Source organism: Bacillus sp. SRL543 (assembly GCF_984799205.1).
In genome coordinates this window covers 1912163-1937426 of the sequence record NZ_OZ481794.1, presented here as the reverse complement: position 1 = coordinate 1937426, position 25264 = coordinate 1912163, and the positions used below count along the sequence as shown (strand labels likewise).

Genomic DNA, 25264 nt, shown 5'->3' with positions numbered 1-25264 from the left:
GACCGAAGGAATCCTTCAGCCCTGTCCCCCCTCAGCTTAACGTTTTAAGTTTACCAGTTCCTGCAGGATTTCATCGGATGTTGTGATGATGCGGGTATTCGCCTGGAATCCGCGCTGAGCCACGATCATTTCGGTGAATTCCTCAGAAAGGTCTACATTGGACATTTCGAGGGATCCTGAGACGAGAGATCCTGCTCCGGATTTACCTGGATCGACGTTTTGCGCAGTGCCTGAATTGGTAGTAGATTTGTAAAGGTTATTACCTACTTTTTCTAGACCTCCGTTGTTGGAAAATCTTGCGAGTCCAATCGTAGGGCCAGTTGTTGCCGTCCCACCTGCAACATAAGAGATGCTGCCATCTGCTCCAATGCTTAAATTCTCTATTTGGCTTATGTTAGCTATGCTAATGGGAGTATTGCCATTATTCAAAACCTGTTCTCCCGAAGCAGTGACCATGTTTCCAACGCTATCAAAGTAAAAGTTTCCTGCTCTAGTATAATAGGTATTGTCACCCTTTTTCACTTTAAAATATCCATCTCCCTGAATACCTACATCTAATATTCTGCCAGTAGTCTGCAGGCTACCTTGTGTATCAATTGTATCAATTGATGACATTTGAGAACCGAGTCCGACTTGCTTAGGGTTAATTCCACCTACTCCTGTATCTCCACCTGTAGCCCCCGAAACTGTCTGGCTCACCATATCCTTAAAAGTAACCCGGCCCTTTTTAAAACCGAAGGTATTGACATTGGCAATATTATTGCCGATTACATCTAACTTTGTCTGGAAGTTTTTCATTCCGCTAATTCCTGAGTACATCGAACGCAGCATTTGATCTGCTCCTTTCATGTTAAGTCTGCTTCAGTCAGTCGGCAGACTGTGGCTTCCTCAATGAGGTCCGGCCAATTTAGTGTTAGTCCATCAGTATCGTTCCGTCAATATTCGTAAAAATCTGGCTGTTTGCTTCCTTCCGTTCCATCGCCGTAATCACCGTGTTATTCCGGACGCTTACTATCAATGCGGCTTCCGGCAGCAGTACAAGCGATTCTGCGATTCCCATTCCCTTTGCTTCTGCCACTTTAGTTTCAACCTGATCCCAGCGGTCAGCGGTGATATGTATATCCCTCTGCTGCAGCCTTTCACTGGCATGCCTGCTGATACTCAGCTTTGTCGGAAGATTAATGGCATTCTGCAGATGATCTGAAAAAGAAGCAAGATTTAAATTTTTGTGTGCCTGCGGCTTTCTTGGGACTGCCGGATTTAATTGCGATTGAATTGGAAGATACACTTGCTTGCCCATCCAATCACTTCCTATCTTATTCGATTTCGGTAATTTGCGATGAATTCACAGCTGTACCATTGCCCAGCTGGAAGAGCGTAGTTCCGCCTTTAAGGCTGACCGATTTAACCAAATCCTTTTGCTCAGCCCCATCTTCCCCAACAAAGGTTATCATTCTCCCAATCAGCATGCTCGCCTGCATAAGGCTGTTATCCTGGGATCCTCCCTTGACTTCGGAAATATTGGCCGGTGTCAGTTCTGTACCGTCTTCCAGGATAAAAACAGCATTGCCGTTCTTGAACTGGATGGAGGAAACTCTTCCTGTTCCTTCCTCGATGGAAGGCTGTGCATTCGGATCATCTGATTCTGCGACTTTATGCCATTTGATTTCCTTGCCGGCAAATTCACTATAGGCAATCAGAGAATCCTGTTCCTGCATCTGGACCAGCTTTTGCATGCTGGTGTTCATGTTTGTCATCTGCTCCAGAGATGAGAATGTTGCCATCTGGGCAATGAAATCTTTATCCTGCAAGGGGTTTGAAGGATCCTGGTTTTGCAGCTGAACCATCAATATCTTTAAGAAATCATCTTTGCCTAAAATATCTGACCCGGTTTTCCGTTCTTCCTTTTTATAGCTTGAAAGCATTAAAGACGAATCGATTGTATTTGCCATGCTACCACCTATGCTTCTGTATTTAATAGAATTTCTTCAAAAGATTCACCGGCTGACTCTTCGTCTCTCTGAGCCTGTTCCTTTTGCCTGTCAGGCTGACTTTGCCCCTGCTGCTGTTGCTGGGCATCACGTCCTGGCATTCTCTCCTGCTGGCTCAGCTGCTGTGATACTTCAATTTTCTCAACCTGGATATTCTGTGAATGAAGCGCCTGTTTAAGTCCATTGATATGAGAATCAAGCATATCCTTAGCCGCACCAGTCGAAGTCAGGATCCTGGCTGTGAGCTGAGAATCCTTCTGGATCAGCTCAATCCTCAGCGAACCTAAGTTTTCGGGATTAAGCCGCAAAAACATCCGCTGCACCCCGCCTGTTTTCGTAAGCTGGCTTTTTGCCAGGATAGATTCGAATTGTTCGATAAGCTGTTCAGTTGAGACCATTTTCCCCTGGTTAGGCTGCATCAGTGTCAGATGCTCAACTTTTGTCATCTGCGGCATCAGAGTGAACGAAGGTGCGCCAGCATCCAGCCTGGAAATGGTTTTCCCGCCATCTGGCAATTGATTTTTACCTTCATTGCTTTTTTGCCGGCTCAGGTTTAAATCATTTGAAAGCTGGGTAAATGTTTTCTGCATATATTGGACCTTTTCTTTGCTTGCTGCTGACATGATAAAAGCGTCTAGTTTTTCAAGCAATTGCCTTGCCCCTTTGGCCAGCGGCTGTTCACCTGCAAAGTCGGCATTTTTTTGAAGAAGGTCGTATAATTTTACGATTTTGGCTGCATCCATAAATTCTTTGGATAATGCGCCGGGTGATTTATTTTCCGCGAGAGCTGTCACTTGAGAAAGGACGCTCATGATGTTTTCCATGTATTGCATTGTCTCTTCTTTTTCCGATTCATCAGTTTCAATACGAGCATCGATTCCCTCTGGTACTGATTCCACCTTATCTGTGAGCAATGACTTCAACTGATCCAGTATGTCTGCCATCCTTTCATCAGACAATCCAAGATAACTCTGAATCTGTTCAAGCAAACCGGTATCATCACCGCTCAAAAGCTGGTCAAGCAGCTGAGATCCGCCCTCAATATCAAGCAGGGAATCAGCAGACATGAATTCAGCCAATGATATGAGAGCCTCTTGATCAACTTCAGCTGTTTTCCCGCTGAAGTCCTGCTGGATTTCTCCCTGTCCTGCCATAAGCAATGACATCATAGCTGTGAATCCCTTGCCTGCCTCAGTTTTACCGGCATTTGGAGCTGACGGACCTGCACTGACGATTGCCCCCAAACCTGTTAGCTGCATTTTTTCACCCCCTTTCATATCACTCTGTGTCATTCTGAACCTGACTGGCTGCTTTCATTTGTTAAAAGCTCTGTGAATTTTGCCGCATCTTCAGGCTGCATTTTTTCCATGATGCCTGCCAGCGTGTCAGGCTTTACATTGGTAAGGATCTGAAGGGCTTCATCATCATTCATCTGCGCAAGGATGGGTGCAGCATTTTTGGCTGACATCGTTTCATAAGTTTTTACAATGTCCTTGAATACACGCTTGTTTTCCTCTTGTATTGCCAGCAGTTCATCAATCTGGTTCTGAAGCTGCTGTTTTTCCAGCTCATTTTCCTCAATCTCGCTGTCTTTCGATTCCAGCTGGGACTCCAGCCGCTCAATTTGTGCTTCTCTGTCCTCAATAGCTGCCCCTAGCTCGACGATCCTCTGATCTGCTTCTTCATCAGCAGCTGACTGTTCTTTATCGACCATCTCTGAGATAACAGGGATTTTGCTGCCCAGTTCCCTGCCGGCTTCAAATACGTTCGTCCCGTTTACTGTTAATACAACCAGTGTTACTGCAATCGCAAAAAGGAGCGGAATCACGATCAATACAAAAAACATTTGAAACTTGCTGTATTTCTTGTCTGTCTCTTCTGCCGTTTTATTCATTGGCCCACCCGGCTTCCCCGATTGGCATACAGCTGAATCGAGATATCATCCATTTGCCTGTTTTCTGCCAGCTTCACAGATTCTGTAAAACGGATAATATCGTTTTCTTTCATCTTTTCGTATTTTTTTACTTCTATATTTTTTTCCGTTAATTTGTCCTGATAATAATTCATTTGATTTCTTGCATTAAATACAACCTGCTGATAGTGTTCGATCGTTTTTTCGAGGCTATGGATAAAATGCTGATAATGCCTGATTTCCTGGACCGGCAATCCGCTGGCCAGTTTGGAGAGCTGGAATTCCTCCAGGTCTTCTTTCTTCTTAAGAAGCTCATAAAGCTTTCCTGCCGCTTCTTCAAACCTTTGGACAGATTGGTTGTAGCTCTCCATGGCTTCATCCTTTTCTCTTTCCCTTATCGACATTACCTTTTCAAATCTGTATTGATATTGCATGAATTATTCACCTGTTTCCATTAAACGGAGCAGGTGCTGTATGCTATCCTGCATCGTTACTTTTTCTTCTGTCCCCTGTTTTAAAAATGAAATGATTTCCGGATAAAGGCGGACAGCCTGGTCAATTTCCCTCGACGTTCCTTTTTTATAGGCTCCGATGTTGATCAGGTCCTCGGAATTCATATAAGTGCTCAGCCTTTCGCGCAGGATTTCTGCGCTTTTTTTATGCTCAGGCGGAACGATATTATTCATCACCCTGCTGACGCTTTTTAATATATTGATGGCCGGATACTGCCCTTTATTGGCCAGCCCCCGGTCAAGGACGAAGTGCCCGTCAAGTATTCCCCTCACGGTATCGGCAATCGGCTCATTCATATCGTCGCCGTCCACAAGGACCGTGTAAAAAGCCGTGATCGATCCTTTATGGTTCGTCCCTGTACGTTCAAGCAGCTTTGGCAGAACCGCGAATACAGACGGTGTATATCCTTTCGTGGTCGGGGGCTCCCCTACTGCGAGGCCGACTTCCCTTTGCGCCATCGCAACCCTTGTAACAGAGTCCATCATCAGCACGACATTCAAGCCTTTATCACGAAAATATTCGGCTATCGCGGTTGCTGTATATGCTCCCTTGATCCTCATTAGTGCTGGCTGGTCAGAAGTGGCCGCTATAACAATGGACCTCTTAAGGCCTTCTTCGCCAAGATCATTCTCAATAAACTCCCTGACTTCCCTGCCGCGTTCGCCGATAAGGGCAATAACATTAAGATCGGCCTTCGTATTTCTGGCGACCATTCCCAGCAGAGTGCTCTTGCCGACGCCGCTGCCTGCGAAGATGCCTACCCGCTGGCCGTAGCCCACTGTCAGGAGGCTGTCAATCGCTCTTACCCCAACCTCTACCGCTGCAGAGATGGGCGGGCGGCTCATTGGATTTGGCGGGTCCTGCTCAGTCGGAACAGATGCCAGACCCTTTGGCAATGCCTTCCCGTCAAGCGGGTGCCCAAGTGCATCTATGACCTCGCCGATAAGGGATGTGCCGATTTTAATCTCCAAAGGCTTTAAAGTTGCTTCCACCAGGCTGCCTGCGGCTATTTCACTTATTGCTGTATACGGCATCAAAATGACGTTCTCTTCTTTAAAGCCTACAACCTCCGCCATGATCTTCCGCTTTTTGCCTGAACCCACATGGATGAGGCAGACATCCCCAATGGAGCTCTCCGGCCCCTGGGACTCTATCATCAGCCCTACTACTTTTTTTACTTTCCCGTAGCGTTTATACGTATCGATCTGCCCAATTTCCCTAATCAGATCTTCAGCCTTCAACTGTCTTCACTCTCCAGCAGCTCAATCAGCTTCCTTTTCATTTCTTCAAGCTGGCTGTCTACACCCGCATTTATCCTTCCGCCCGGAGATTCAATGAAGCAGCTGTCCTCTTTAAGCTCTTCATCAGGATAGATATAAAGATTCGTCTCCCTTGGATACAGGGCCAGCAGTTCGTCTTTATGCTCAAGCAGGAAGCTGTAGCGGCTTGGGTGGACATGGAGCTGGACCTCACGGTATTCCCTTGACTCCTTAAGGGCCCTTTTGACAACCGGCAGGAATTTGCTGCTGTCTTCTTCCAGCACCCCGCTGAGAATCCTTTCAGCCACTTTGATGCCAATGTCAAGGATCGTTCCTTCGGAGGATTCAATCGTCTTCTGATATTCAGCTTTTGATGATGCTACAACTTCTTTTGCAAACTTTATCGTTTCGCTGAACTCCAGCAGGCCGGATTGCCTTCCTTCTGCCATCCCCTGCTGGAAGCCTTCTTGGCGTGCAGATTCTCTTGCCTCTGCTTTCTCCTGTTCGAATTGGGCTCTTTCCTGGTCTATGCGCTCGAGGAGCTGCCTGGCTTCATCATTCGCCTTCTGAATGATAGCCTCTGCTTCCCTGCGTGCCTCATCGATAAGCAGCTGATGATCAAAAGACATTTCTTCCTGCACCTCGGAAGCTTGAGAATGATGATTCAGCAGTTTAATAGATATTACTTTTTTCTGCTGTTCAGCAGGCTGTGCCCAATGCGACTTGATCAGCCTAGACAATGATATCATCCCCTCCGCCGCGTGCTACGACGATTTCACCCGCTTCTTCAAGGCGGCGGATAATGGCCACTATCCTTGATTGTGCTTCCTCTACATCCCGCAGCCTGACAGGACCCATATATTCCATTTCCTCTTTAAAGGTTTCTACCATCCGGGTTGACATGTTTTTAAAGACAATATCTTTAACATCATCACTGGAGACCTTCAATGAAAGCATAAGATCTTCGCTCTCACAGTCCCTGATCACCCGCTGGATCGCACGGCTGTCAAGGGTGACGATATCCTCGAATACAAACATCCTCTTCTTGATTTCCTCTGCGAGTTCAGGATCCTGGATTTCAAGGGCATCCAGGATTGTCCGTTCTGTTGTCCTGTCAACTCCGTTAAGAACATCGACAACCGCTTCGATACCGCCTGTTTGCGTATAATCCTGGGTGACTGTCGCTGAAAGCTTCCGTTCGAGAATCTGCTCGACTTCATTGATGATTTCCGGTGATGTGCTGTCCATTACCGCTATCCTTCTGGCAATATCCGCCTGCATCTCCTGCGGAAGCTCAGACAAAATCTGGCCAGCCTGAGGGGGATCCAGATAAGAAAGAATAAGAGAAATCGTCTGCGGATGCTCATTTTGGATAAAATTAAGTATTTGCGCCGGGTCTGCCTTCCTGGCAAAATCAAACGGCCTGACCTGAAGGGAGGAGGTCAGCCTGTTAATGATCAGGGCTGCCTGTTCCTCGCCTAATGCTTTTTCCAGGACCGTTTTTGCGTAGCCGATGCCCCCCTGTGAGATATAATCCTGTGCAAGGGCTATGTTATGGAATTCTTCAAGAATTTCTTCCTTGGAATGAGATTCGACTTTTCTTACTCCCGAGATTTCGAGTGTCAGCTTTTCTACTTCCTCTTCGCTTAAATGCTTGTATACTGAAGCGGCAACATCAGGTCCAAGTGATATGAGCAGAATGGCTGCTTTCTGTTTTCCCGTCAATTCCTTCAATTCTTTTTTTGCCAATTAATAACCCTCCTAGTCTTCCGCAATCCATGACCGCAGAAGCTTCGCAAAGTCCTCCGGTTTTTCTTTCGCCATCTTTTCAAGCTGTTTTCTTCTCAGGCTGCTTTCTGTTTCCTGCTCTTCGTTGACATCTTTAATGGAGACAGGTTCAGGCTGTTCTTCAAGCTCGGCCTGCTCTTCTTTGCTCTGCCTTCTTGCCCTCATAAACAGGAACACAAGAAGAAGGATGATGGCAACCAGCACTCCGCCAATTGCATACACCCACCAAGGAATGACGGCAGGAGTTTCTTCAGGGAATTTGGTTTTGCCCTGGAACTGCTGAACAGATACAACCACTTTGTCAGCTATATCTTCATCCGTAAGATCAGCACCGGCCGCTTTTTTATCGATGGTGGTCCTGACAATGGTGCTGAGAATCTGTGTAATATCATCGACCCGCTCCTGCGGGAGTGACGTTGGATCGTCAGCTGTCGGCGGCTCTACCATTACCTGAATGCCAAGATCCCTTACCTTATATGGGCTTTCTACAATTTCTTTCCGGATTTTGTTCACTTCATTATTGATCGTTTCTTCAATTCGTTCATAGTCGCCATTGGAGCCTTCTGCAGCACCTGGATAATTGGTCACTTCATTGTCTCCGGTGCCGGCGATACCGCCTGCCTCTTCTGCGCTTCCAGTAAAAGTTTCAGTGATTTTCTTGGCACTGATCGCAATGCCTTCCATATTTTCCTCATCAACAGGAGTAACCAGGTTTTCTTCCCTGTTTTCCTGGGTAAAGTCAATATCAGCAGAAACGGAAACCACTACTTTTTCAGGTCCCATCAATGTACTGAGCATGCTTTGGACCTGCCGCTGGACATCTCTCTCAATCTGTTTTTTCAGGTCGAGTTGAGCAGTAATCGTTTTTCCTGAAGAATCGTTGCTGTTTTCCAAATCAAAATACTCAAAGAACTGGTTTGTTACGACGATATTATCTGTAGGCAGGTTGGGAACACTTTTTGAAATCAGATGATACAGGGATTTGATTTGTTCATTTTCAAACTGATATCCTGCCTTTGTATTCAAAACGATGCTGGCCGATGCTTCTTCTGTCTGGTCATTTATAAAAATTCCCTTTTCAGGAAGATTGATCATGACTTTGGCATCGTTGACCCCTTCTATCCCTTTTATCAAATTGGACAGCTCAGTCTGCATGGCATCCAGCTTCAGAACGTTGAATTCATTTTCTGTCATTCCTATTCCGGCATTCTGGCTGAAAAATGAATAATCAATGCTGCCTGATTTCGGAATTCCCTCAGCGGCAAGCTCAACCTTCAAAGTATCCACAACTTCCTCGGGCACCATGATGGTCGAGCCTCCATCGGCTATTTCGGAAGCAATCCCTCTTCCGTCCAGACTTTCTTTTATTGCCCCTGTTTCCGATGGCGACAGATTGCTGTATAAAGGAACCATTGTTGTCCTCCCGGCAAGGAGTACAGCGGCGGAAGCAATCAATATGAGCAAAATAAGAGAGCCAGTCATCAGCCCCTTCTGCTTCTTAGTCCGGCTCTGCCAAAATTCTTTTAATGGGTTAAAAAATTTTTGAAGCTTTTCTTTCATCACAATCCCCCGGTTATCCTGTCTAGCAAGCCGCAGCTAATAACCGCTAAACATCATAATCTTTATTCAGCAATCTATTAAACCTGCATTCTCATGGTTTCCTGATATGCCTCTATCACTTTATTCCTGATTTCAAGCGTTGCCTGCATGGTAATGCTGGCTTTCTGTGACGCAATCATCACTTCGTGGAGGCCGATATCTTCTCCCCGGGCAAGCTTTTCTGTCATCACATCAGATTGCAGCTGGGAGCTGTTTACATTATCAATCGATTGCTTAAGCATGGAAGCGAAGCTGTTCTGGGCTTCTGCAGGGCTTCCCGCAGCAGGGCTTGTAATCTTAGCCGGCTGCATGATGCTTGAAACAGGTGAAAAAGATATATTATTCATCTTCTAGTCTCCTTTATTTTCCTATCTCCAAGGCTTTCATCATCATGCTTTTCGAAGCATTGAATACAGTGACGTTTGCCTCATAAGAACGTGTCGCACTCATCAGGTCAACCATTTCCCTGAGCGGATCTACATTCGGCATCTGTACATAGCCCTGTTCATTTGCATCAGGATGGCTCGGATCAAAGACAAGCTTGAACGGAGTCTGATCTTCCCTTATTTCTGATACCCGCACACCGCTTCCGGCACTTCCCGAATTCATAGCTGTATTCAGGAACGAGGAAAAGCTTTTTTCCTGGGGCTGCAGCACGACTTCCTTCCTTGCATAGGGCTGCCACACTCCATCAACAAGCTTCCCCCTTGTCGAATCCACATTTGCCATATTAGAGGAAATGACGTCCATCCTCAGCCTTTGCGCCGTCAGGGCAGAGGCTGTAGTGTTCATGCTGTGAAACATGCTCATGATTATTTTCCACCTCTTATTACATTCTGCAGGCTCGTAAATTTCCCGCTGAGCCTTTCAACCAGTGCATTATAGTAAATCTGGTTCTCCGCAAGCTCTGACATTTCCTTATCCATATCCACATTATTGCCATTATGGTTAAAATCCGTATTTTTATTGATGATGACTCCGGAATTCCCGCTGCCTTCAGCAGAAAAGCTGTAATGGCGGACATCGGTCCGTTTCGCCTCTATCCCGCCAATGGCCATTTCAGACTGCAGAACAGACTTAAAGCTGACATCCTTCGCTTTATAATTCGGGGTGTCTGCATTCGCAATATTCTGCGCTACAACCTTCTGTTTCAATGACGCTTGATTTAAAGAACTTTCAAGTGTCGATATAGTATTAGAAAAGATATTCAATTTCAGCACCTGCCAGCATATAGTAGAAAAAATGTTAATTCTTGTTGAAATTTGATGATTATAGGCGAATTTTCAATCTTAATCACTATTGTAATGAATTTGAAATAATATGTCTATGAACTTAAAGTTAAAATTGATAATACATAAGTCCTATTTTAGCGTTTCATTCTTTTGAACGAACAAAATCCTATTTTATGCAGAAAATTTTGCACCAATATGCTTTTTCTCCTTGCAGAGCGCGGTTTTTATAAACAGATTCCCACTTAAAAATAATTAGGTCTTTTGAATCACCAGCCTTCCCAATGTACCTCTGCATTTGGCAAAAATACGACTTTTATCATTATTAAGATATAATAATATTTCTATGATTTACCATGTTTTTCTGCTGAAATATGTAAACTTTCCGTAATATCTGTAATAATTATCTCCCTACTGAAAAGAACAATAAAAAAAACCTGTTTCATCAGAAACAGGTTTTTTTGGAATATCCTCAGCTAGTTTTCAGTTTCTCCAGCTCAACGAGGAATTTATCGTTCAGAACTTTGATATATGTTCCCTTCATGCCCAGTGAACGTGATTCAATCACTCCTGCGCTTTCCAGCTTTCTTAATGCATTAACGATAACAGAACGGGTGATTCCGACTCTGTCGGCAATTTTTGAAGCAACCAGCAGCCCTTCTTTGCCGTTAAGCTCTTCAAAGATATGCTCGATCGCTTCCAGCTCACTGTATGAAAGGGAGCTGATGGCCATTTGCACGACAGCCTTGCTGCGGGCTTCTTCTTCGATTTCCTCCGCTTTTTCACGCAGGATTTCCATGCCGACAACTGTTGCACCGTATTCGCCAAGGATCAGATCATCATCGTGGAATTGTTCCTGAAGCCTTGCAAGGATCAGCGTGCCAAGGCGCTCTCCGCCTCCGATGATTGGTACGATGGTTGTCAAACCATTCTTGAACAGCTCCTTGTTTTCAACAGGGAACGCAGTATAATCGCTGTCCACATCAAGATTTGAAGATGTTTCCCGGATATTGAACAGGCTCTTTGTGTACTCTTCAGGGAACTGGCGGTCTTCCAGCATTTTCTTCATGCGTTCATTTTCAATCTGCTGGTTTACTGCAAAACCAAGCAGCTTGCCGCGGCGGCTTACTACAAAAATATTCGCTTCGATTACTTCACTCAGCGTCTCTGACATTTCTTTAAAGTTTACCGGTTTTCCGGCAGAACTTTGCAGCATTGCATTAATCTTTCTCGTTTTTGATAATAAATCCATTGTTCTTCCTCCTATTGGCTGTGACACACTGCTTATTAAATGATAAAACCGGTGTTCATCCTCTAAAGGCTTGGGTACGTATGTGTTTGTTGTACCCTTACACCTTTTTGTTAAAACTATAAGATGAACTGGCTCAGGTCTTTATTGCGGGAGATGGCGCCAAGTTTTTCCTCTACATACTGAGGTGTGATGGTCACCTTGCCCATTGTAATCTCCGGTGCTTCGAAAGACAGATCCTCGAGAAGCTTTTCAAGGATGGTATGAAGTCTTCTTGCGCCGATATTGTCTGTATTTTGATTAACTTCGTATGCCACTTCAGCAATTCTACGAATAGCATCGTCAGAAAATTCAATTTGTATACCTTCTGTTTCCAATAATGCAGTATATTGTTTGGTGAGTGCATTATCAGGCTCAACCAGGATTTTATAAAAGTCTTCAACTGTCAGCTTTGTCAGCTCCACGCGGATCGGGAACCTCCCCTGGAGCTCAGGGATCAAGTCAGACGGCTTTGCGATGTGGAAAGCCCCTGCTGCCATGAAAAGGACATGATCAGTTTTGACAGAGCCGTATTTCGTTACGACCGTTGAGCCTTCGACAACAGGCAGGATATCACGCTGGACACCTTCCCTCGACACATCGGCATTCGAGCCTCCGCCTGATTTGCTGGCAATCTTATCAATTTCGTCAATGAAAATGATGCCGCTCTGCTCTGCCCTGAAGACAGCCTCCTGGGTAACTTCATCCATATCGATCAGCTTATGGGCTTCTTCATTCGACAGGATTTTGCGCGCTTCCCGGACAGTCAGCTTGCGCTTCTTCCTTTTCTTTGGCATAAGGCCGCTCAGGGCATCCTGCATGTTCATGCCCATCTGCTCCATGCCGGAGCCTTGAAGCATATCAAACATGGATGGCTGCTGCTCTTCGACCTCGACGGTGATCGATTCGTTCTCAAGCTCGCCCATGGCAAGCTTTTCCCTGGCGATTTTCCGCTTTTCTGAAAGGCTGTAGTCCTCTGCCGTTTCATTTTCCTGCTCCTGCTGGCCGCTTCCGCCGCCAAACAGCATTTCGAGCGGATTTTTGTAGGAAGCTGTTTTTTTGCCGGAAGGGACAAGCAGATCGACTATGCGGCGATTCGCATTATCTTCCGCCCTTTCCTTCACACTCTGCATCTTTTCTTCCTTAATGAGGCGGACGGATGTTTCGACCAGGTCACGCACCATGGATTCAACATCACGCCCGACATAGCCGACCTCTGTAAATTTCGTTGCCTCAACCTTTACAAATGGAGCTCCGACAAGTTTAGCCATCCGGCGGGCGATTTCCGTTTTCCCAACCCCGGTTGGACCGATCATAAGGATATTTTTCGGGCTGATTTCATCACGGATGGCTTCCCCGAGCAGACCGCGGCGGTAGCGGTTCCTCAAAGCAACTGCCACTGCTTTTTTTGCATCATTCTGTCCAATGATATATTGGTCAAGCCGTTCAACTATTTGTCTGGGTGTTAAATTTGTACTTAGACTCATATTCAGCACTCCTTTGTATTAGCCGGCCAAGACAATCTTGCCTTTGGCGGCAGCCTCAAATTCCGGGCTCCTGCCCCGCGGACGGGGCGCAGCCTTCTACAGCTCTTCCACAATGATATTTTCGTTGGTATATACACAGATTTCAGCAGCAACCTCAAGGGATGATCTGGCAATTTCCTTAGCTGACAGGTGTTCCCCCGCGTATTTCTTCAGGGACCTGCCTGCAGCCAATGCATAATTGCCGCCTGAACCGATTGCCAGAATGCCGTCATCAGGTTCGATTACTTCCCCGGTACCGGAAATGAGAAGAATATCTGATTCGTTCATGACAATGAGCATGGCTTCGAGCTTCCTGAGGACCTTATCGCTTCTCCACTCTTTCGCAAGCTCCACGGCAGCTCTCTGCAGATTGCCATTATACTCCTCAAGCCTGCTTTCAAACAATTCGAACAGTGTGAATGCATCCGCAACCGATCCTGCGAAGCCTGCAATCACTTTTCCGTTGAACAATTTCCTGACTTTTCTTGCTGTATGCTTCATGACGACAGCGTTTCCGAACGTGACCTGGCCATCGCCTGCCATGGCGCACTTCCCGTTATGCTGTACGGCAAAAATAGTTGTAGCATGAAATTGAGACATTGATTATTCCTCCTTTTGGAGCTTATGCCCGCGGGTGGGTGTTCAAATAGGTTTTGCGCAAATATTCATTTGTAACATGTGTATATACCTGGGTGGATGAAAGGAAGGCATGCCCCAGGAGCTCCTGTACAGTCCTCATATCTGCACCATTTGACAAAAGGTGCGTAGCAAAGGAGTGCCGAAGCATATGCGGGTGAATAGTGCCTTCCAAAGAAGATTTCTGGATCATTTTATTTAATATTTCCCGGATGCCCCGCGGTGTCAAGGGGCCGCCCCGGAAATTGACAAATAGCCTGTCATGGCTTTCCCTGCCTGTTAACAGATCTTTTCTGCCTTCAGTTATGTACAGATCCAATGCATCCTGCGCGAAGCTTCCGAAAGGGATATATCTGTCCTTCTGCCCCTTCCCGTGCACCAGCACAGTGGATGAAGCCATATCGATGTCCTTCAGGCTGATCTGGCTGCATTCGCTGACACGCATGCCTGTGGCATACAGAAGTTCAAGGAGAGCCTTATTCCTTTTCCCAAGGGGACTATCTGTTTCACAGCTTTCAAAAAGGCAGTTCAGTTCTTCTTCATAAAAAAATTCAGGCAGCCTTTTTTCCAGCTTCGGAAGCGAAACGGCAGAAAAAGGATTGTCATTTGCCAGTTTCTCTCTTGCCAGAAACTTATAAAAGCTTCTGAGACTGGATATTTTTCGGGCTGCCGATTTCCTGGAAAGCTTTTGGTCGTATAACTTGGTCAAATAAAGCCTGACATCAAAATATTCAACATCATTAACTGATTGAATGGCTTGTTCAGACATGAACAAGAAAAAATCTTTAATATCATGCTGGTAGTGTTCAATAGTATATTGTGAATAATTTCTTTCTATTTGTAAATATTCAATAAATGATTGTAACGAATCGTTCACATTTGGGCTCAAAATGATTCACCTCACAAGAGCTACTAAATAGTATCACAATTTAATAGCTCATGCAATAAAATTTACAAATTTTTCATAAAGTTCTGAATTGTTTCCAGCGCTCTGTTTGCATGCTGTTCATTGCGCTCCTGTTTGCCTTTGATCTTAGCCGGCAATTCAGGGAACAGGCCGAAATTGGCATTCATCGGCTGGAAGTTTTTAGAGTTTGTTGTCGTGATATATCTTGCCATGCTGCCGATTGCAGTTTCATGTGGGAATTCCAGGAGTTCTTTGCCCTCTGCCAGCCTGGCTGCGTTGATGCCTGCGATCAGGCCGCTTGCTGCTGATTCCACATATCCTTCGACACCTGTCATCTGCCCGGCAAAGAACAGGCCGCCGCGGTTCCTGAACTGATAAGTTGCCTCCAGTACTTTCGGCGAGTTGATGAAGGTATTGCGGTGCATGACGCCATAGCGTACAATCTCAGCTTCTTCCAGACCAGGAATCAGCCTCAGCACTTCCTTTTGCGGGCCCCATTTCAAATGCGTTTGGAAACCTACTATATTATATAGAGTTCCTGCTGCATCATCCTGCCTCAGCTGGACAACTGCATATGGACGCTTGCCTGTACGCGGGTCTTCCAGGCCTACCGGCTTCATGGGCCCGAACAGCATGGTCTTCTTCCCCCTGTTTGCCATAACCTCGATCGGCATGCATCCTTCAAAGAAGATTTCCTTTTCGAATTCTTTTAATGGAACCGTCTCAGCACTGATAAGGGCGTTATAGAATGTTTCAAATTCTTCTTCCGTCATCGGACAGTTGATATAAGCTGCTTCCCCTTTATCATATCTTGATTTAAGGTAAGCTTTATCCATGTTGATGCTGTCTTTTTCGATGATCGGCGCAGCTGCGTCATAAAAATATAAATGATCCTCGCCTGTCAGCTCCTTCAGCTGCCTGGACAGTGACTCACTTGTCAAAGGACCGGTTGCAATGACAGTGATTCCCTCTGGGATTTCAGTCACCTCTTCATTCATCACGATTACATTCGGATGGTTTCTGACCTGTTCTGTCACCCTGCCGGCAAACTCATGGCGGTCGACAGCCAATGCTCCCCCGGCGGGCACAGCACAGGCATCGGCCGACTGGATGATAACAGAGTCAAGCATCCTCATTTCCTCTTTCAGTACGCCGACTGCATTTGTCAGATTATTGGCCCGGAGTGAATTGCTGCAGACCAGCTCGGCAAATTTATCAGTATGATGGGCAGGCGTCTGCTTAACAGGCCTCATTTCATACAAATTTACCTTTAATCCCCTTTTCGCGATCTGCCAGGCTGCTTCACTTCCGGCGAGCCCCGCGCCGATAACATTGATTGCTGCTTCTTTCATTTTACGAACCTCCAGGTATACTTATGAATAGTTAAACCGGTTTATTGATCCAGCCGGATTTCTTATCTTTTTCAAAGGGCCTGTCCAATCTTTAAATTTGTTCCCAAAATGGACGGCGTTCATTCATATCCAATCTGCATTGTACAATACGTATGAAAAATAAAAAAGTTTCATGCCTTGCATTTCCAGTTCTTTCCGCGAAACAGAAAAGAGTGAGCATGAAGCCCACCCTTAGCCTTGCTTTTCTTCCTTGTAGTCACATTCAATGCATTGAACCTGGACGCCCTTTTTAAGCTTTTTCTCAACCAGGACATTATCGCATTTAGGACACTGTCTAGCAAGCGGCTTATCCCATGAAATGAATTCGCATTCCGGGAACCGGTCGCAGCCGTAGAAAATGCGGCGTTTTTTGCTTTTTCTTTCTATTATATTCCCTTCTTTGCAGTTCGGGCATTTCACACCGATTTCTTTCACAATCGCTTTTGTGTTCCTGCATTCAGGGAAATTGGAGCAGGCCATAAATTTGCCGTAGCGCCCCATTTTGTAGACCATCTCATGCCCGCATTTTTCACAATCTTCACCTGCGGGTTCATCCTTGATTTCTACTTCCTGCATCTCTTTTTCGGCTTTGTCCAGATGCTTCTCGAAATCTTTGTAGAATTCTTCTATGATATTCTTCCAATCCTCTTTGCCGTCTTCGACATCATCCAGATCCTGCTCCATCTTGGCCGTAAACTCAACATCCAGTATTTCCGGGAAAAACTCGAGAATCAGTTCAAGGACTATTTCTCCAAGTTCTGTAGGAATGAAGCGTTTATTATCCAGCGCTACATAGCCGCGTTTCTGAATCGTATCCAGTGTCGGTGCAAAGGTTGACGGCCTTCCGATTCCGAGCTCTTCCAGCGTCTTGACAAGCCTTGCCTCTGTATAGCGGGGCGGCGGCTGGGTGAAATGCTGCTTCGGCTCGATGTCCTTTTTCAGGACCTCGTCGCCTTCCTTCAGGTCGGGGAGCATATTATCTTTTTCTTCAGCCTGATCGTCGCTGCCTTCAACATAAACTTTCATAAAGCCGGGAAACTTTACTTTTGAGCCAGTTGCACGGAAGACAACTTCCCCGTTCTTCAGATCCACGCTCATCGTATCCATGATTGCGGATGCCATCTGGCTTGCCACAAAACGTTCCCATATAAGCTTATACAGGCGCAGCTGGTCTCTTGATAAAAATTCTTTAAGGCTTGCCGGCTCGCGCAGAGTGCTTGTCGGCCTGATTGCTTCATGCGCATCCTGTGCATTGGATTTCTTCGTTTCTTTCTTTTTCTCCCCGGGAAGATATTCCTGGCCATAAGACTCTGTGATATAGCCTGCGGCCTCAGTCTGTGCGATTTCAGAAATTCGGGTGGAGTCTGTTCTCATATAGGTGATGAGACCGACAGTCCCTTCCGATCCAAGATCCATTCCCTCATACAGCTGCTGGGCAAGCATCATCGTTTTCTTGGCCCTGAAGTTTAATTTCCGGGCTGCTTCCTGCTGCAGGGAAGAGGTTGTGAAAGGTGCAGCCGGATTCCGTTTCCGTTCCTTCTTCGAGACGGAGGCAACAGTGAACTTGTTCCCCTTCATCATACTGAGGATCTCTTTGACATCCTGTTCTGATTTCAGATCCGTCTTCTGTCCCTGCGCACTGAAGAAGGACGCTTCAAACACCGACTTCCCTTTCAGGAATTCACCATCGATCGACCAGTATTCTTCAGGGATAAATGCTTTGATTTCCTTCTCCCGGTCGATGATCAGCCGGACTGCCACTGACTGGACCCTTCCGGCGCTCAATCCTTTTTTCACTTTCTTCCATAATAACGGGCTTATATTATAGCCAACGAGCCTGTCCAGGATCCTCCGCGCCTGCTGGGCATCCACAAGATCCATATTAATCGGCCGGGGAGTTTTGAATGATTCTTTAATGGCATCCTTTGTGATTTCATTGAAAACCACACGGCAGTCAGAATGGACATCCATGTCGAGGCTGTGCGCCAAATGCCAGGCAATGGCTTCCCCTTCGCGATCCGGGTCAGCCGCCAGATAGATTTTCTTGGCTTTCTTTGCAGCTGTTTTAAGCTCTTTTAAAACAGGGCCTTTTCCGCGGATCGTAATATATTTTGGTTCAAAACGATTATCAACATCAACGCCCATTTGGCTTTTCGGTAGATCCCTTATATGCCCCATCGATGCTCTTACTTTATATTTTTTTCCCAAGTATCTTTCAATCGTCTTCGCCTTTGCCGGCGACTCAACGATCACTAAATAATCTGCCATTACACGTCCTCCTTAAGAGGGATAAGATTGGCCGCCTGCTTATCTTATGTATGCTGGCGGCACTGGATTTATTATATTTCTCTGTGTGATATTCTGCAGAAGCACAGCCGCTGCAGCTTACATTTTAAATTTTTTATGATCCTGCCATCCAGCAGGGTGAAATATTCCACTATTATTGTCCATGCTGCTATTCGTTGTCAAATCTTTGATAGCCGCAAGCAGCTTGCTCGGCATGGTTCCGGTAAAAAAACATACCTGGCCGGCACGCAAACGGTTTCATCCTGTTTTGCAGTCTTTACATTGCGTCTGTTGCACAATGTATAACAGATTTTAAATAATTTCAACCTTTTTGATATAAATTTTCTAATTTCAGTATTTCTTAGCAAAAATCAACTGTGATGAATTATACAATCCAACAGCAGGTTTTTATGCCTTATCTTAAAAAAATAACTGCGTCTAAATCATTCACTTTTCCCTTAAAGATTCAATTCTTCAAGTATTTCTCCTGCATCTGCAATCAGTTTTGCACCCTGCTGAATCAATTCATTCGTGCCTGCGGATGCCGGACTGAATATGCTGCCTGGCAAAGCAAACACATCCCTGCCCTCATTTAAAGCGTAGTTTGCCGTAATCAGCGATCCGCTCTTGCTTTTTGCTTCTATTATAAAAGTCCCTTGGGAAAGCCCGCTGATGATCCTGTTTCTCATCGGGAACTGCCATCTGTCCGGCCTCGCATCCGGCGGATATTCTGAAATGACAAGCTGTTCTTCCATCATCTTTCTGGCCAGCTTTTCATTAGCTTTCGGGTAAATATGATTAAGGCCGCCGGCAATTACCCCTATCGTCCTGCCGCCGAGAAAAAGGGCCGCTTCATGCGCCTCGGCATCCACTCCGGCTGCCAGTCCGCTTACAATGAGCACACCACTTCCCATCAAGTCAGGAAAAATTTTTCTGATGGCGCTTCTGCCGTATCCTGTCATCTGCCTGGAGCCTACGACAGCAAGCTTTGGATCTATCTGCAAAAAGCTGATGTCGCCTTTTGCATATAAGACCCAGGGAGGCTGATAAATTTCCTTAAGAAGCTGCGGATATTCCGGATCGAAGATTGTAATGCAGTGGATTCCTTTTTTTTCGTATATGCTGATTTTGTCTATTGTTTCCTCCAGGCTGCTTTTATTCGGGAATAAGAGTTTGGGGTCGCGGTCTGAGAAGGCTGCCAACAGGGAAGTTTTTAAGTGGGGATCTTTCTTTAGGAAGTGATACATGCTGCTCCAGGAACTTTTGTGATGAAGGCAGATAAATTTAAGCTTAAATTCGTCCATCGGGGGACCTCCTGATAGGGATATTTTTTTTTAGGGGAGTTGAAAGAAGGAGAAATAGTCCCCTTGAAGCAAGGGGACCGGAAAGCCATTATATCATTAGTGAGTTTTGCATTCGTCGTAAAGGCCTTTTTCTTTCAGGACCTTAATCAGTGTTTCACCCATTACGGATGGAGTGTCTGCTACCTGGATTCCGCATTCATTCATAACACGGATCTTTTCATCAGCAGTTCCTTTTCCTCCTGAGATGATGGCGCCGGCATGGCCCATGCGTTTCCCTGGAGGTGCTGTACGGCCGCCGATAAAGCCGACTACAGGCTTAGTCATATTGGCTTTCACCCATTCAGCTGCTTCTTCTTCAGCAGTTCCGCCGATTTCACCGATCATGATGACCGCTTTCGTTTCCGGATCTTCATTGAATGCATTCAAAACATCGATGAAGTTTGTCCCGTTGACCGGGTCGCCGCCGATTCCGACTGCTGTGGACTGGCCGATTCCAGCTTGTGTAAGCTGATGGACGGCTTCATATGTCAATGTACCGGAGCGGGATACCACGCCGACATGTCCTTTGGTATGGATATATCCTGGCATGATGCCGATTTTGCATTCGTCGGGCGTGATGACACCAGGGCAGTTCGGGCCGACCAGGCGGGTCTTCTTGCCTTCCATATAACGTTTTACCTTTACCATATCAAGAACAGGGATATGCTCTGTGATACAGATGGCAAGGTCCAGCTCAGCGTCAACCGCCTCCAGGATGGCATCTGCCGCAAAAGGTGCCGGAACATAGATGACAGAGGCAGTTGCTCCTGTTTCTTTAACAGCTTCTTGAACTGTATTGAAAACAGGGAGCCCTTCCACTTCCATGCCGCCTTTGCCTGGAGTTGTACCCCCGACGATCTGTGTGCCGTATTCCAGCATCTGCTTTGTATGGAAAAGGGCTGTTGAACCTGTAATCCCTTGAACTATTACTTTTGTATCTTTATTAATAAATACACTCACGTCAAATTCCCCTTTCTTAACCTACTAGTGAAACGATTTTTTCTGCCCCGTCACTCATGGAATCCGCTGCGATAATATCAATATCGGATTCTGCGAGAATCTTTTTGCCAAGGTCTACGTTCGTGCCTTCAAGGCGAACCACAAGCGGCACTTTCAGGCCGACCTGTTTTGCAGCCTCTACGACGCCTTCTGCAATGACATCGCATTTCATGATTCCGCCGAAGATATTGACAAAGATTCCTTTTACTTTCGGATCAGAAAGGATGATTTTGAATGCTTCTGTTACCTTCTCTGCTGTCGCTCCGCCCCCAACGTCAAGGAAGTTGGCCGGGTCTCCGCCGTAATGCTTGACAATATCCATTGTCGCCATCGCAAGGCCGGCGCCGTTGACCATGCATCCGATGTTCCCGTCAAGGGAGATGTAGCTGAGGTCAAATTTTGAAGCTTCGATTTCTTTTGGATCTTCTTCTTCCAAATCACGGTACTCCAGAATATCCTTCTGGCGGTAAAGGGCATTGGAATCAAAATTAAGCTTTGCATCAAGTGCGATTACCTTGCCATCGCCTGTGACGACGAGCGGATTGATTTCTGCAATAGAGCAGTCCTTCTCAATATAGGCATTATAAAGCGCAAGCATGAACTTTACTGCCTGGTTGACAAGCTTGCCGGGAATATTGATATTGAAAGCGATGCGGCGCGCCTGGAAAGCTGTCAGGCCGATAACCGGATCGATTTCTTCCTTGAAAATCTTTTCAGGTGTTTGTTCAGCAACTTCTTCAATTTCCGTGCCGCCTTCTTCAGACGCCATTAAAACCACGCGGGAAGTCGCACGGTCAAGCACAAGGCCGACATAATATTCTTTCTGGATATCACAGCCTTCTTCAATCAGGAGGCGCTTCACTTCTTTCCCTTCAGGGCCTGTCTGGTGCGTCACCAGTGTTTTCCCCAGGATCTCGGATGCATATGTACGTACTTCATCGAGGTTTTTCGCAACCTTGACGCCGCCCGCTTTTCCGCGTCCGCCGGCATGGATCTGCGCTTTAACTACAACTACCTCTGTGCCAAGTTCTTTGGCAGCTTCTACCGCTTCTTCAACTGTAAAAGCGACTTTTCCATTCGGAACCGTTACCCCGTATTTTCTGAGGACTTCTTTTCCCTGGTACTCATGAATATTCATTTCCCATCCTCCTATCAAACTCTTCAAAAAATAGACTGCGCTTTCATTTTATAAAATGAGTCCAACCTTGTCTACAGTTATGACTTAAATATTATATTTCTTTAAAAATTTTAAAATTTTTATCTATAAAAAGCCCTTTATATTAAAGCGTTTTCATTTTATTTCATCCGGAAATTATTTTTGCAGCATAGAATTAATGCAAGTAAATCATGGCTGCGGAAGCCGGGCTCAGGCACATTCACGGCCGCCCTGAATAAGAAAAAGCCTATTGTGCGGATGTCACCCTTCTTTGCAGTCCTTCCATGTCCATCCGCGGGGTTTCCCGGACGTAAGCCGGCAAGCTGCAGGACAGGCTGTCATACCTGTCCCCTGCTGTTCTCCCCTGCCCGCCTGTCTGCTTTATAGACAAAGGCAAAGATTTCTGCCACTGCCTGATAAAGCTCTTCCGGGATATTTTCATCGATGTTCAGCTTCCCGAGCAATTCGACCAGCGAAGGATCTTCCTCAATGGGAATATTATGTTCTTTCGCTTTTTCGAGGATATTTTCGGCTTTCAGCCCTTTGCCCTTGGCCGTAACCCTTGGTGCGTCATGCCCTTCTTTATAGGATAGGGCGACCGCTTCCTTCCTGATGATCCGGTCATTCTGTTTCATATTTTAAAATCAACTCCGCTGTATTTCCCTGATTCTGGCAGTGGCCGGAATTGCGCCGGGCCTTTCGTTGGCCCTTGGACCCCGCCGCTTTTTTCAAAAGCCACCGACGAGAGCCGGTAATCCAGCGCTTCCAGGCCTTTTTTCAGCCCGCCTATAAAAGGGGCTGCCCATTCCTTGATCTGGCTGTCCCCGTTAAAAACCTTTATCTGCACGATTCTGTTCTGGACCTGGACATCGACTGCCGTTTCCTTTAAGTGATCCAAGTCCAGGTAAAAAATGACGCGGCAATAGGCAGGGTCGATCTGTCCATCAGCGAGCTTCCTTCCGCTCCACTGCATGGTCATTTCCGCTGTCCTGTTCCACAGCGGCACAGGGAGCTGGAATATATACTGCTGCAGCGGACCTGTTTCCTGAGAAAATAGCTGGTGTCCGGTAAGTTTGTTCAATAACTGCTCTGCTATCTCTTTATGCTGGATAGGGTAATCTTCCTTCAGGAACTGCATGAGCAGCATTTTGAGTGATTCATGTTTAATGGAGCTGTCATCCCCTCCCGACAGGAAGCTGAGCGCCGCATGATCATGTGAATAGCCCAGGCTTTTCAGGATATGCGCAAGCCTGGTTTGCAGCAGCCCGTCACCGGCTCCGGCAGCCTGGGCTGCTTTTGCAGATATTTCAGCCAGCAGGGCAGGCCGGGCGTCTGCCGTTTTGTCCCCCTGACCTTCTTCAGCTCCTTCAGCCAACAAGCTGATGTTTTCGGCCACCCGATCTATGTCAGGCATTTGCGGATGCAAAATACGCAAAAGCTGGATTGCTTCTGCCGGCTTCATCCGTCCGCTGCCCAGCGCTGCAAAAAGCTGTGTCTTCCATGCCGCCGCTTGACCGGACTGGTGAGAGGCTTCAGCAGGGCGATTCGAAGCCTGCCCCTCCCTATTCTGATAAGCCAGAGAGCCAGGCTGTCCATTTTCCGGCCTCCCTGCCCCCTCCGCCGGTTCGTTCAAGAATACAGGCGCATTCACCTGCAGACGGCCGGCAAATGCCTTTAACACGTCTTCCAGTCCTCCTGAGAGCCTGCCGGACTGGCCGGCGGACTGCAGTATGCGCTGAAGCAGCTGAGGCTCCCCCAGCCCTTTTGGCAGGGCACCGGCCGCCTCCAGAAGCCGCATGGCTCCCTCGGCCCTCTTCCCGTCCTGGCTTCCCATCCATTCTTTCGCCAGGAAAGCGAGTGTTTCTTCCCCCTGCTTCACCTTAAGGGAAGCGCCCAGGTCTTTCACCTGGTGAAGGAGAGCTTTTCCAGCATCTTTCACCCCGGGCTGATCTAATAGATCCGCAAGCTCTGTGAGAAGGGCCGGCATCGGCTTTCCTCCCTGTACTGCCATCAGTGAATCCAGTACCTTGCCGGATAACGGCAGCTGCCTCGCCAAAGCCTGCTTGATTGCTTCAAGCTGATCCTGTGACGGCCGGCTGCCGCCAAGCCAGTCTGAAACCGCACCGAGGCCTTCTTTTGTGATTGGCAGCTGCTCCTTGACCATAAAAGAAATAAGGCCGGCATTCGTCTTTGTAGCTGCAATGGAAAGCTTATTAAGCAGCGCTTCTTCCGGGTTCATTCCTTTTGATGCATCAGCACCCGGCAGCAGCTTCAGGCGCGGAGCACCATCACCCGGCATAACCTGCAGCCAATAACGCTCATTTACCGACAGCGCGGTTTCAATCTGGGCTATCACCTTTTGCCCTCCAATCAAAACCTCTGCCGTCTGATTGGGATGAAGCTTGACGACCTTTGCGCTGACAATCTGCCCGGGGCTTAAAGCAAGCGGCTTAGGGGCACCGCCCCTCCCTTGCAGTATTGAACTGACAATATTCAGCGGCTCCATGTTTCTTCACCTCTACTATATGCCCTTGATCGGGGCAAAGCTTTTTCGATGCTCACTTATAATCCCATGCTTTTCAATCGCTTCAAGATGCTGCCGGGTACCATAGCCCATATGCTGTCCGAAGCCGTATTGCGGGTGCAGTCCGTCAAGCTCCCTCATATACCGGTCCCTCGTCACCTTGGCTATGACAGAGGCAGCAGCGATTGTCACACTCTTGCTGTCCCCTTTTATGACTGCCTCTGCCGGATAGGGGACATCCAAATCGACCGCATCTGTCAATAAATAGTCCGGTGTGCTTCCCATATCTGCCAAAGCCAGGAGCATTGCTTTCCTGGAAGCTTGAAGGATGTTAATCCGGTCGATTTCCCCAGCCCCGATCCGGCCCACTCCGACAGCAGCGGCGCCGGACATGATTATTTTGTAAAACTCGTCCCTCTTTGCTTCAGACAGCTTCTTGGAGTCATCAAGGCCCGGAAGATAGAACCCTTCAGGCAATATGACCGCGGCTGCGATGACAGGCCCGGCCAGCGGCCCCCTGCCTGCTTCATCCGTACCTGCAATCAAGGTCCAGCCGCTGTTCCTCAGCCTCCGTTCATAAACGGTCATTTCCTGGTGCCGTTCGTATAGCCTGGCCTCCTCGGCCCTTTTCTTGTCCCATCTCGTAAGCAGCTGCTGGACCCCTTTGCGCCCATCTGCTTTAAGCTCCCCGATCAATGGGTCCCTGCTGTCTTTCAGATCCTTCAGCTTATCACTGATTTCGCTGATTGTAAGCTGTTTCATTTCATCCACCCTTATGCTGTTATGTAGAAGGAAGGGCACCTGTAAGCGGCCGCCATTCCGGAAATTCAACTTCAAAAAATAAAGGCCCCATGCAGGGCCTTTATTTTTTGCTGCTATCTTATTTTAACATTTTTCCTGCCCTTATAGCGGGCAAA

Annotated in this window: 25 protein-coding genes; all 25 read right to left on the bottom strand. The window is 46.9% G+C overall.

Annotated elements, in window-relative coordinates; translation table 11 throughout:
• Nucleotides 1-36: 36 nt before the first annotated feature.
• Nucleotides 37-831 (bottom strand): flagellar basal body rod protein FlgG, encoded by a 795-nt coding sequence (gene flgG, locus AC4E8B_RS09810; RefSeq protein ID WP_490219604.1) that lies wholly within the window; start codon nucleotides 829-831, stop codon nucleotides 37-39.
• 82 nt (nucleotides 832-913) lie between these two features.
• Nucleotides 914-1300, bottom strand: a complete 387-nt coding sequence (locus AC4E8B_RS09805) for a TIGR02530 family flagellar biosynthesis protein (protein ID WP_490218577.1) — start codon at nucleotides 1298-1300, stop codon at nucleotides 914-916.
• Nucleotides 1301-1316: 16 nt separating this feature from the next.
• A complete protein-coding gene (gene flgD, locus AC4E8B_RS09800) occupies nucleotides 1317-1952 on the bottom strand; it encodes a flagellar hook assembly protein FlgD (protein ID WP_490218576.1) in 636 nt (211 codons plus the stop codon).
• 8 nt (nucleotides 1953-1960) lie between these two features.
• Nucleotides 1961-3250: a flagellar hook-length control protein FliK gene (locus AC4E8B_RS09795; protein ID WP_490218574.1), complete on the bottom strand. Its 1290-nt coding sequence runs from the start codon at nucleotides 3248-3250 to the stop codon at nucleotides 1961-1963.
• A gap of 29 nt (nucleotides 3251-3279) precedes the next feature.
• Nucleotides 3280-3885: a MotE family protein gene (locus tag AC4E8B_RS09790; protein ID WP_490218573.1), complete on the bottom strand. Its 606-nt coding sequence runs from the start codon at nucleotides 3883-3885 to the stop codon at nucleotides 3280-3282.
• On the bottom strand, nucleotides 3882-4337 hold the full coding sequence (gene fliJ / locus AC4E8B_RS09785; protein ID WP_490218571.1) for a flagellar export protein FliJ: 456 nt from the start codon (nucleotides 4335-4337) through the stop codon (nucleotides 3882-3884). Before fliJ ends, AC4E8B_RS09790 begins: the two co-directional genes overlap by 4 nt.
• 3 nt (nucleotides 4338-4340) lie before the next feature.
• Nucleotides 4341-5657 (bottom strand): flagellar protein export ATPase FliI, encoded by a 1317-nt coding sequence (fliI, locus tag AC4E8B_RS09780; RefSeq protein ID WP_490218569.1) that lies wholly within the window; start codon nucleotides 5655-5657, stop codon nucleotides 4341-4343.
• Nucleotides 5654-6424, bottom strand: coding sequence for a flagellar assembly protein FliH (gene fliH / locus AC4E8B_RS09775; RefSeq protein ID WP_490218567.1), 771 nt, complete (start codon nucleotides 6422-6424; stop codon nucleotides 5654-5656). Before fliH ends, fliI begins: the two co-directional genes overlap by 4 nt.
• A complete protein-coding gene (gene fliG / locus AC4E8B_RS09770) occupies nucleotides 6408-7424 on the bottom strand; it encodes a flagellar motor switch protein FliG (RefSeq protein ID WP_009795903.1) in 1017 nt (338 codons plus the stop codon). Before fliG ends, fliH begins: the two co-directional genes overlap by 17 nt.
• Nucleotides 7425-7436: 12 nt before the next feature.
• Nucleotides 7437-9023 carry a flagellar basal-body MS-ring/collar protein FliF gene (fliF, locus tag AC4E8B_RS09765; protein ID WP_490218565.1) on the bottom strand — a complete coding sequence of 529 codons (1587 nt, stop codon included), beginning with the start codon at nucleotides 9021-9023 and terminating at the stop codon, nucleotides 7437-7439.
• Between the two features lie 77 nt (nucleotides 9024-9100).
• A complete protein-coding gene (gene fliE / locus AC4E8B_RS09760) occupies nucleotides 9101-9409 on the bottom strand; it encodes a flagellar hook-basal body complex protein FliE (protein ID WP_490218563.1) in 309 nt (102 codons plus the stop codon).
• A 13-nt stretch (nucleotides 9410-9422) separates the two neighbouring features.
• On the bottom strand, nucleotides 9423-9872 hold the full coding sequence (gene flgC, locus AC4E8B_RS09755; RefSeq protein ID WP_490218561.1) for a flagellar basal body rod protein FlgC: 450 nt from the start codon (nucleotides 9870-9872) through the stop codon (nucleotides 9423-9425).
• Between the two features lie 2 nt (nucleotides 9873-9874).
• Nucleotides 9875-10273, bottom strand: a complete 399-nt coding sequence (flgB, locus tag AC4E8B_RS09750; protein WP_490218559.1) for a flagellar basal body rod protein FlgB — start codon at nucleotides 10271-10273, stop codon at nucleotides 9875-9877.
• Nucleotides 10274-10763: 490 nt separating this feature from the next.
• Nucleotides 10764-11543, bottom strand: coding sequence for a GTP-sensing pleiotropic transcriptional regulator CodY (gene codY / locus AC4E8B_RS09745; protein WP_490218557.1), 780 nt, complete (start codon nucleotides 11541-11543; stop codon nucleotides 10764-10766).
• 116 nt (nucleotides 11544-11659) lie between these two features.
• Complete coding sequence (gene hslU / locus AC4E8B_RS09740; RefSeq protein ID WP_490218555.1) at nucleotides 11660-13066, bottom strand: ATP-dependent protease ATPase subunit HslU; 1407 nt, start codon at nucleotides 13064-13066, stop codon at nucleotides 11660-11662.
• 96 nt (nucleotides 13067-13162) lie between these two features.
• A complete protein-coding gene (hslV, locus tag AC4E8B_RS09735; RefSeq protein ID WP_490218553.1) occupies nucleotides 13163-13705 on the bottom strand; it encodes an ATP-dependent protease subunit HslV in 543 nt (180 codons plus the stop codon).
• 22 nt (nucleotides 13706-13727) lie between these two features.
• Complete coding sequence (gene xerC / locus AC4E8B_RS09730; protein WP_490218551.1) at nucleotides 13728-14630, bottom strand: tyrosine recombinase XerC; 903 nt, start codon at nucleotides 14628-14630, stop codon at nucleotides 13728-13730.
• A 62-nt stretch (nucleotides 14631-14692) separates the two neighbouring features.
• A complete protein-coding gene (gene trmFO / locus AC4E8B_RS09725; RefSeq protein ID WP_490218549.1) occupies nucleotides 14693-16000 on the bottom strand; it encodes an FADH(2)-oxidizing methylenetetrahydrofolate--tRNA-(uracil(54)-C(5))-methyltransferase TrmFO in 1308 nt (435 codons plus the stop codon).
• Nucleotides 16001-16231: 231 nt separating this feature from the next.
• Entirely contained in the window at nucleotides 16232-18307 is a 2076-nt protein-coding gene (gene topA, locus AC4E8B_RS09720; protein WP_490218547.1) for a type I DNA topoisomerase, read from the bottom strand.
• 476 nt (nucleotides 18308-18783) lie between these two features.
• Complete coding sequence (gene dprA, locus AC4E8B_RS09715) at nucleotides 18784-19629, bottom strand: DNA-processing protein DprA (RefSeq protein WP_490218546.1); 846 nt, start codon at nucleotides 19627-19629, stop codon at nucleotides 18784-18786.
• Nucleotides 19630-19725: 96 nt separating this feature from the next.
• A complete protein-coding gene (sucD, locus tag AC4E8B_RS09710) occupies nucleotides 19726-20628 on the bottom strand; it encodes a succinate--CoA ligase subunit alpha (RefSeq protein WP_490218544.1) in 903 nt (300 codons plus the stop codon).
• A gap of 16 nt (nucleotides 20629-20644) precedes the next feature.
• Nucleotides 20645-21805 carry an ADP-forming succinate--CoA ligase subunit beta gene (sucC, locus tag AC4E8B_RS09705; RefSeq protein WP_490218542.1) on the bottom strand — a complete coding sequence of 387 codons (1161 nt, stop codon included), beginning with the start codon at nucleotides 21803-21805 and terminating at the stop codon, nucleotides 20645-20647.
• Nucleotides 21806-22161: 356 nt separating this feature from the next.
• Nucleotides 22162-22458, bottom strand: a complete 297-nt coding sequence (locus AC4E8B_RS09700; RefSeq protein ID WP_490218540.1) for an EscU/YscU/HrcU family type III secretion system export apparatus switch protein — start codon at nucleotides 22456-22458, stop codon at nucleotides 22162-22164.
• The gene (locus AC4E8B_RS09695; RefSeq protein WP_490218538.1) at nucleotides 22455-24329 is read right to left on the bottom strand and encodes a hypothetical protein; all 1875 of its coding nucleotides are present in this window, start codon (nucleotides 24327-24329) and stop codon (nucleotides 22455-22457) included. Before AC4E8B_RS09695 ends, AC4E8B_RS09700 begins: the two co-directional genes overlap by 4 nt.
• A 15-nt stretch (nucleotides 24330-24344) precedes the next feature.
• Complete coding sequence (gene rnhB, locus AC4E8B_RS09690; protein WP_490218537.1) at nucleotides 24345-25109, bottom strand: ribonuclease HII; 765 nt, start codon at nucleotides 25107-25109, stop codon at nucleotides 24345-24347.
• Nucleotides 25110-25264: the final 155 nt, after the last annotated feature.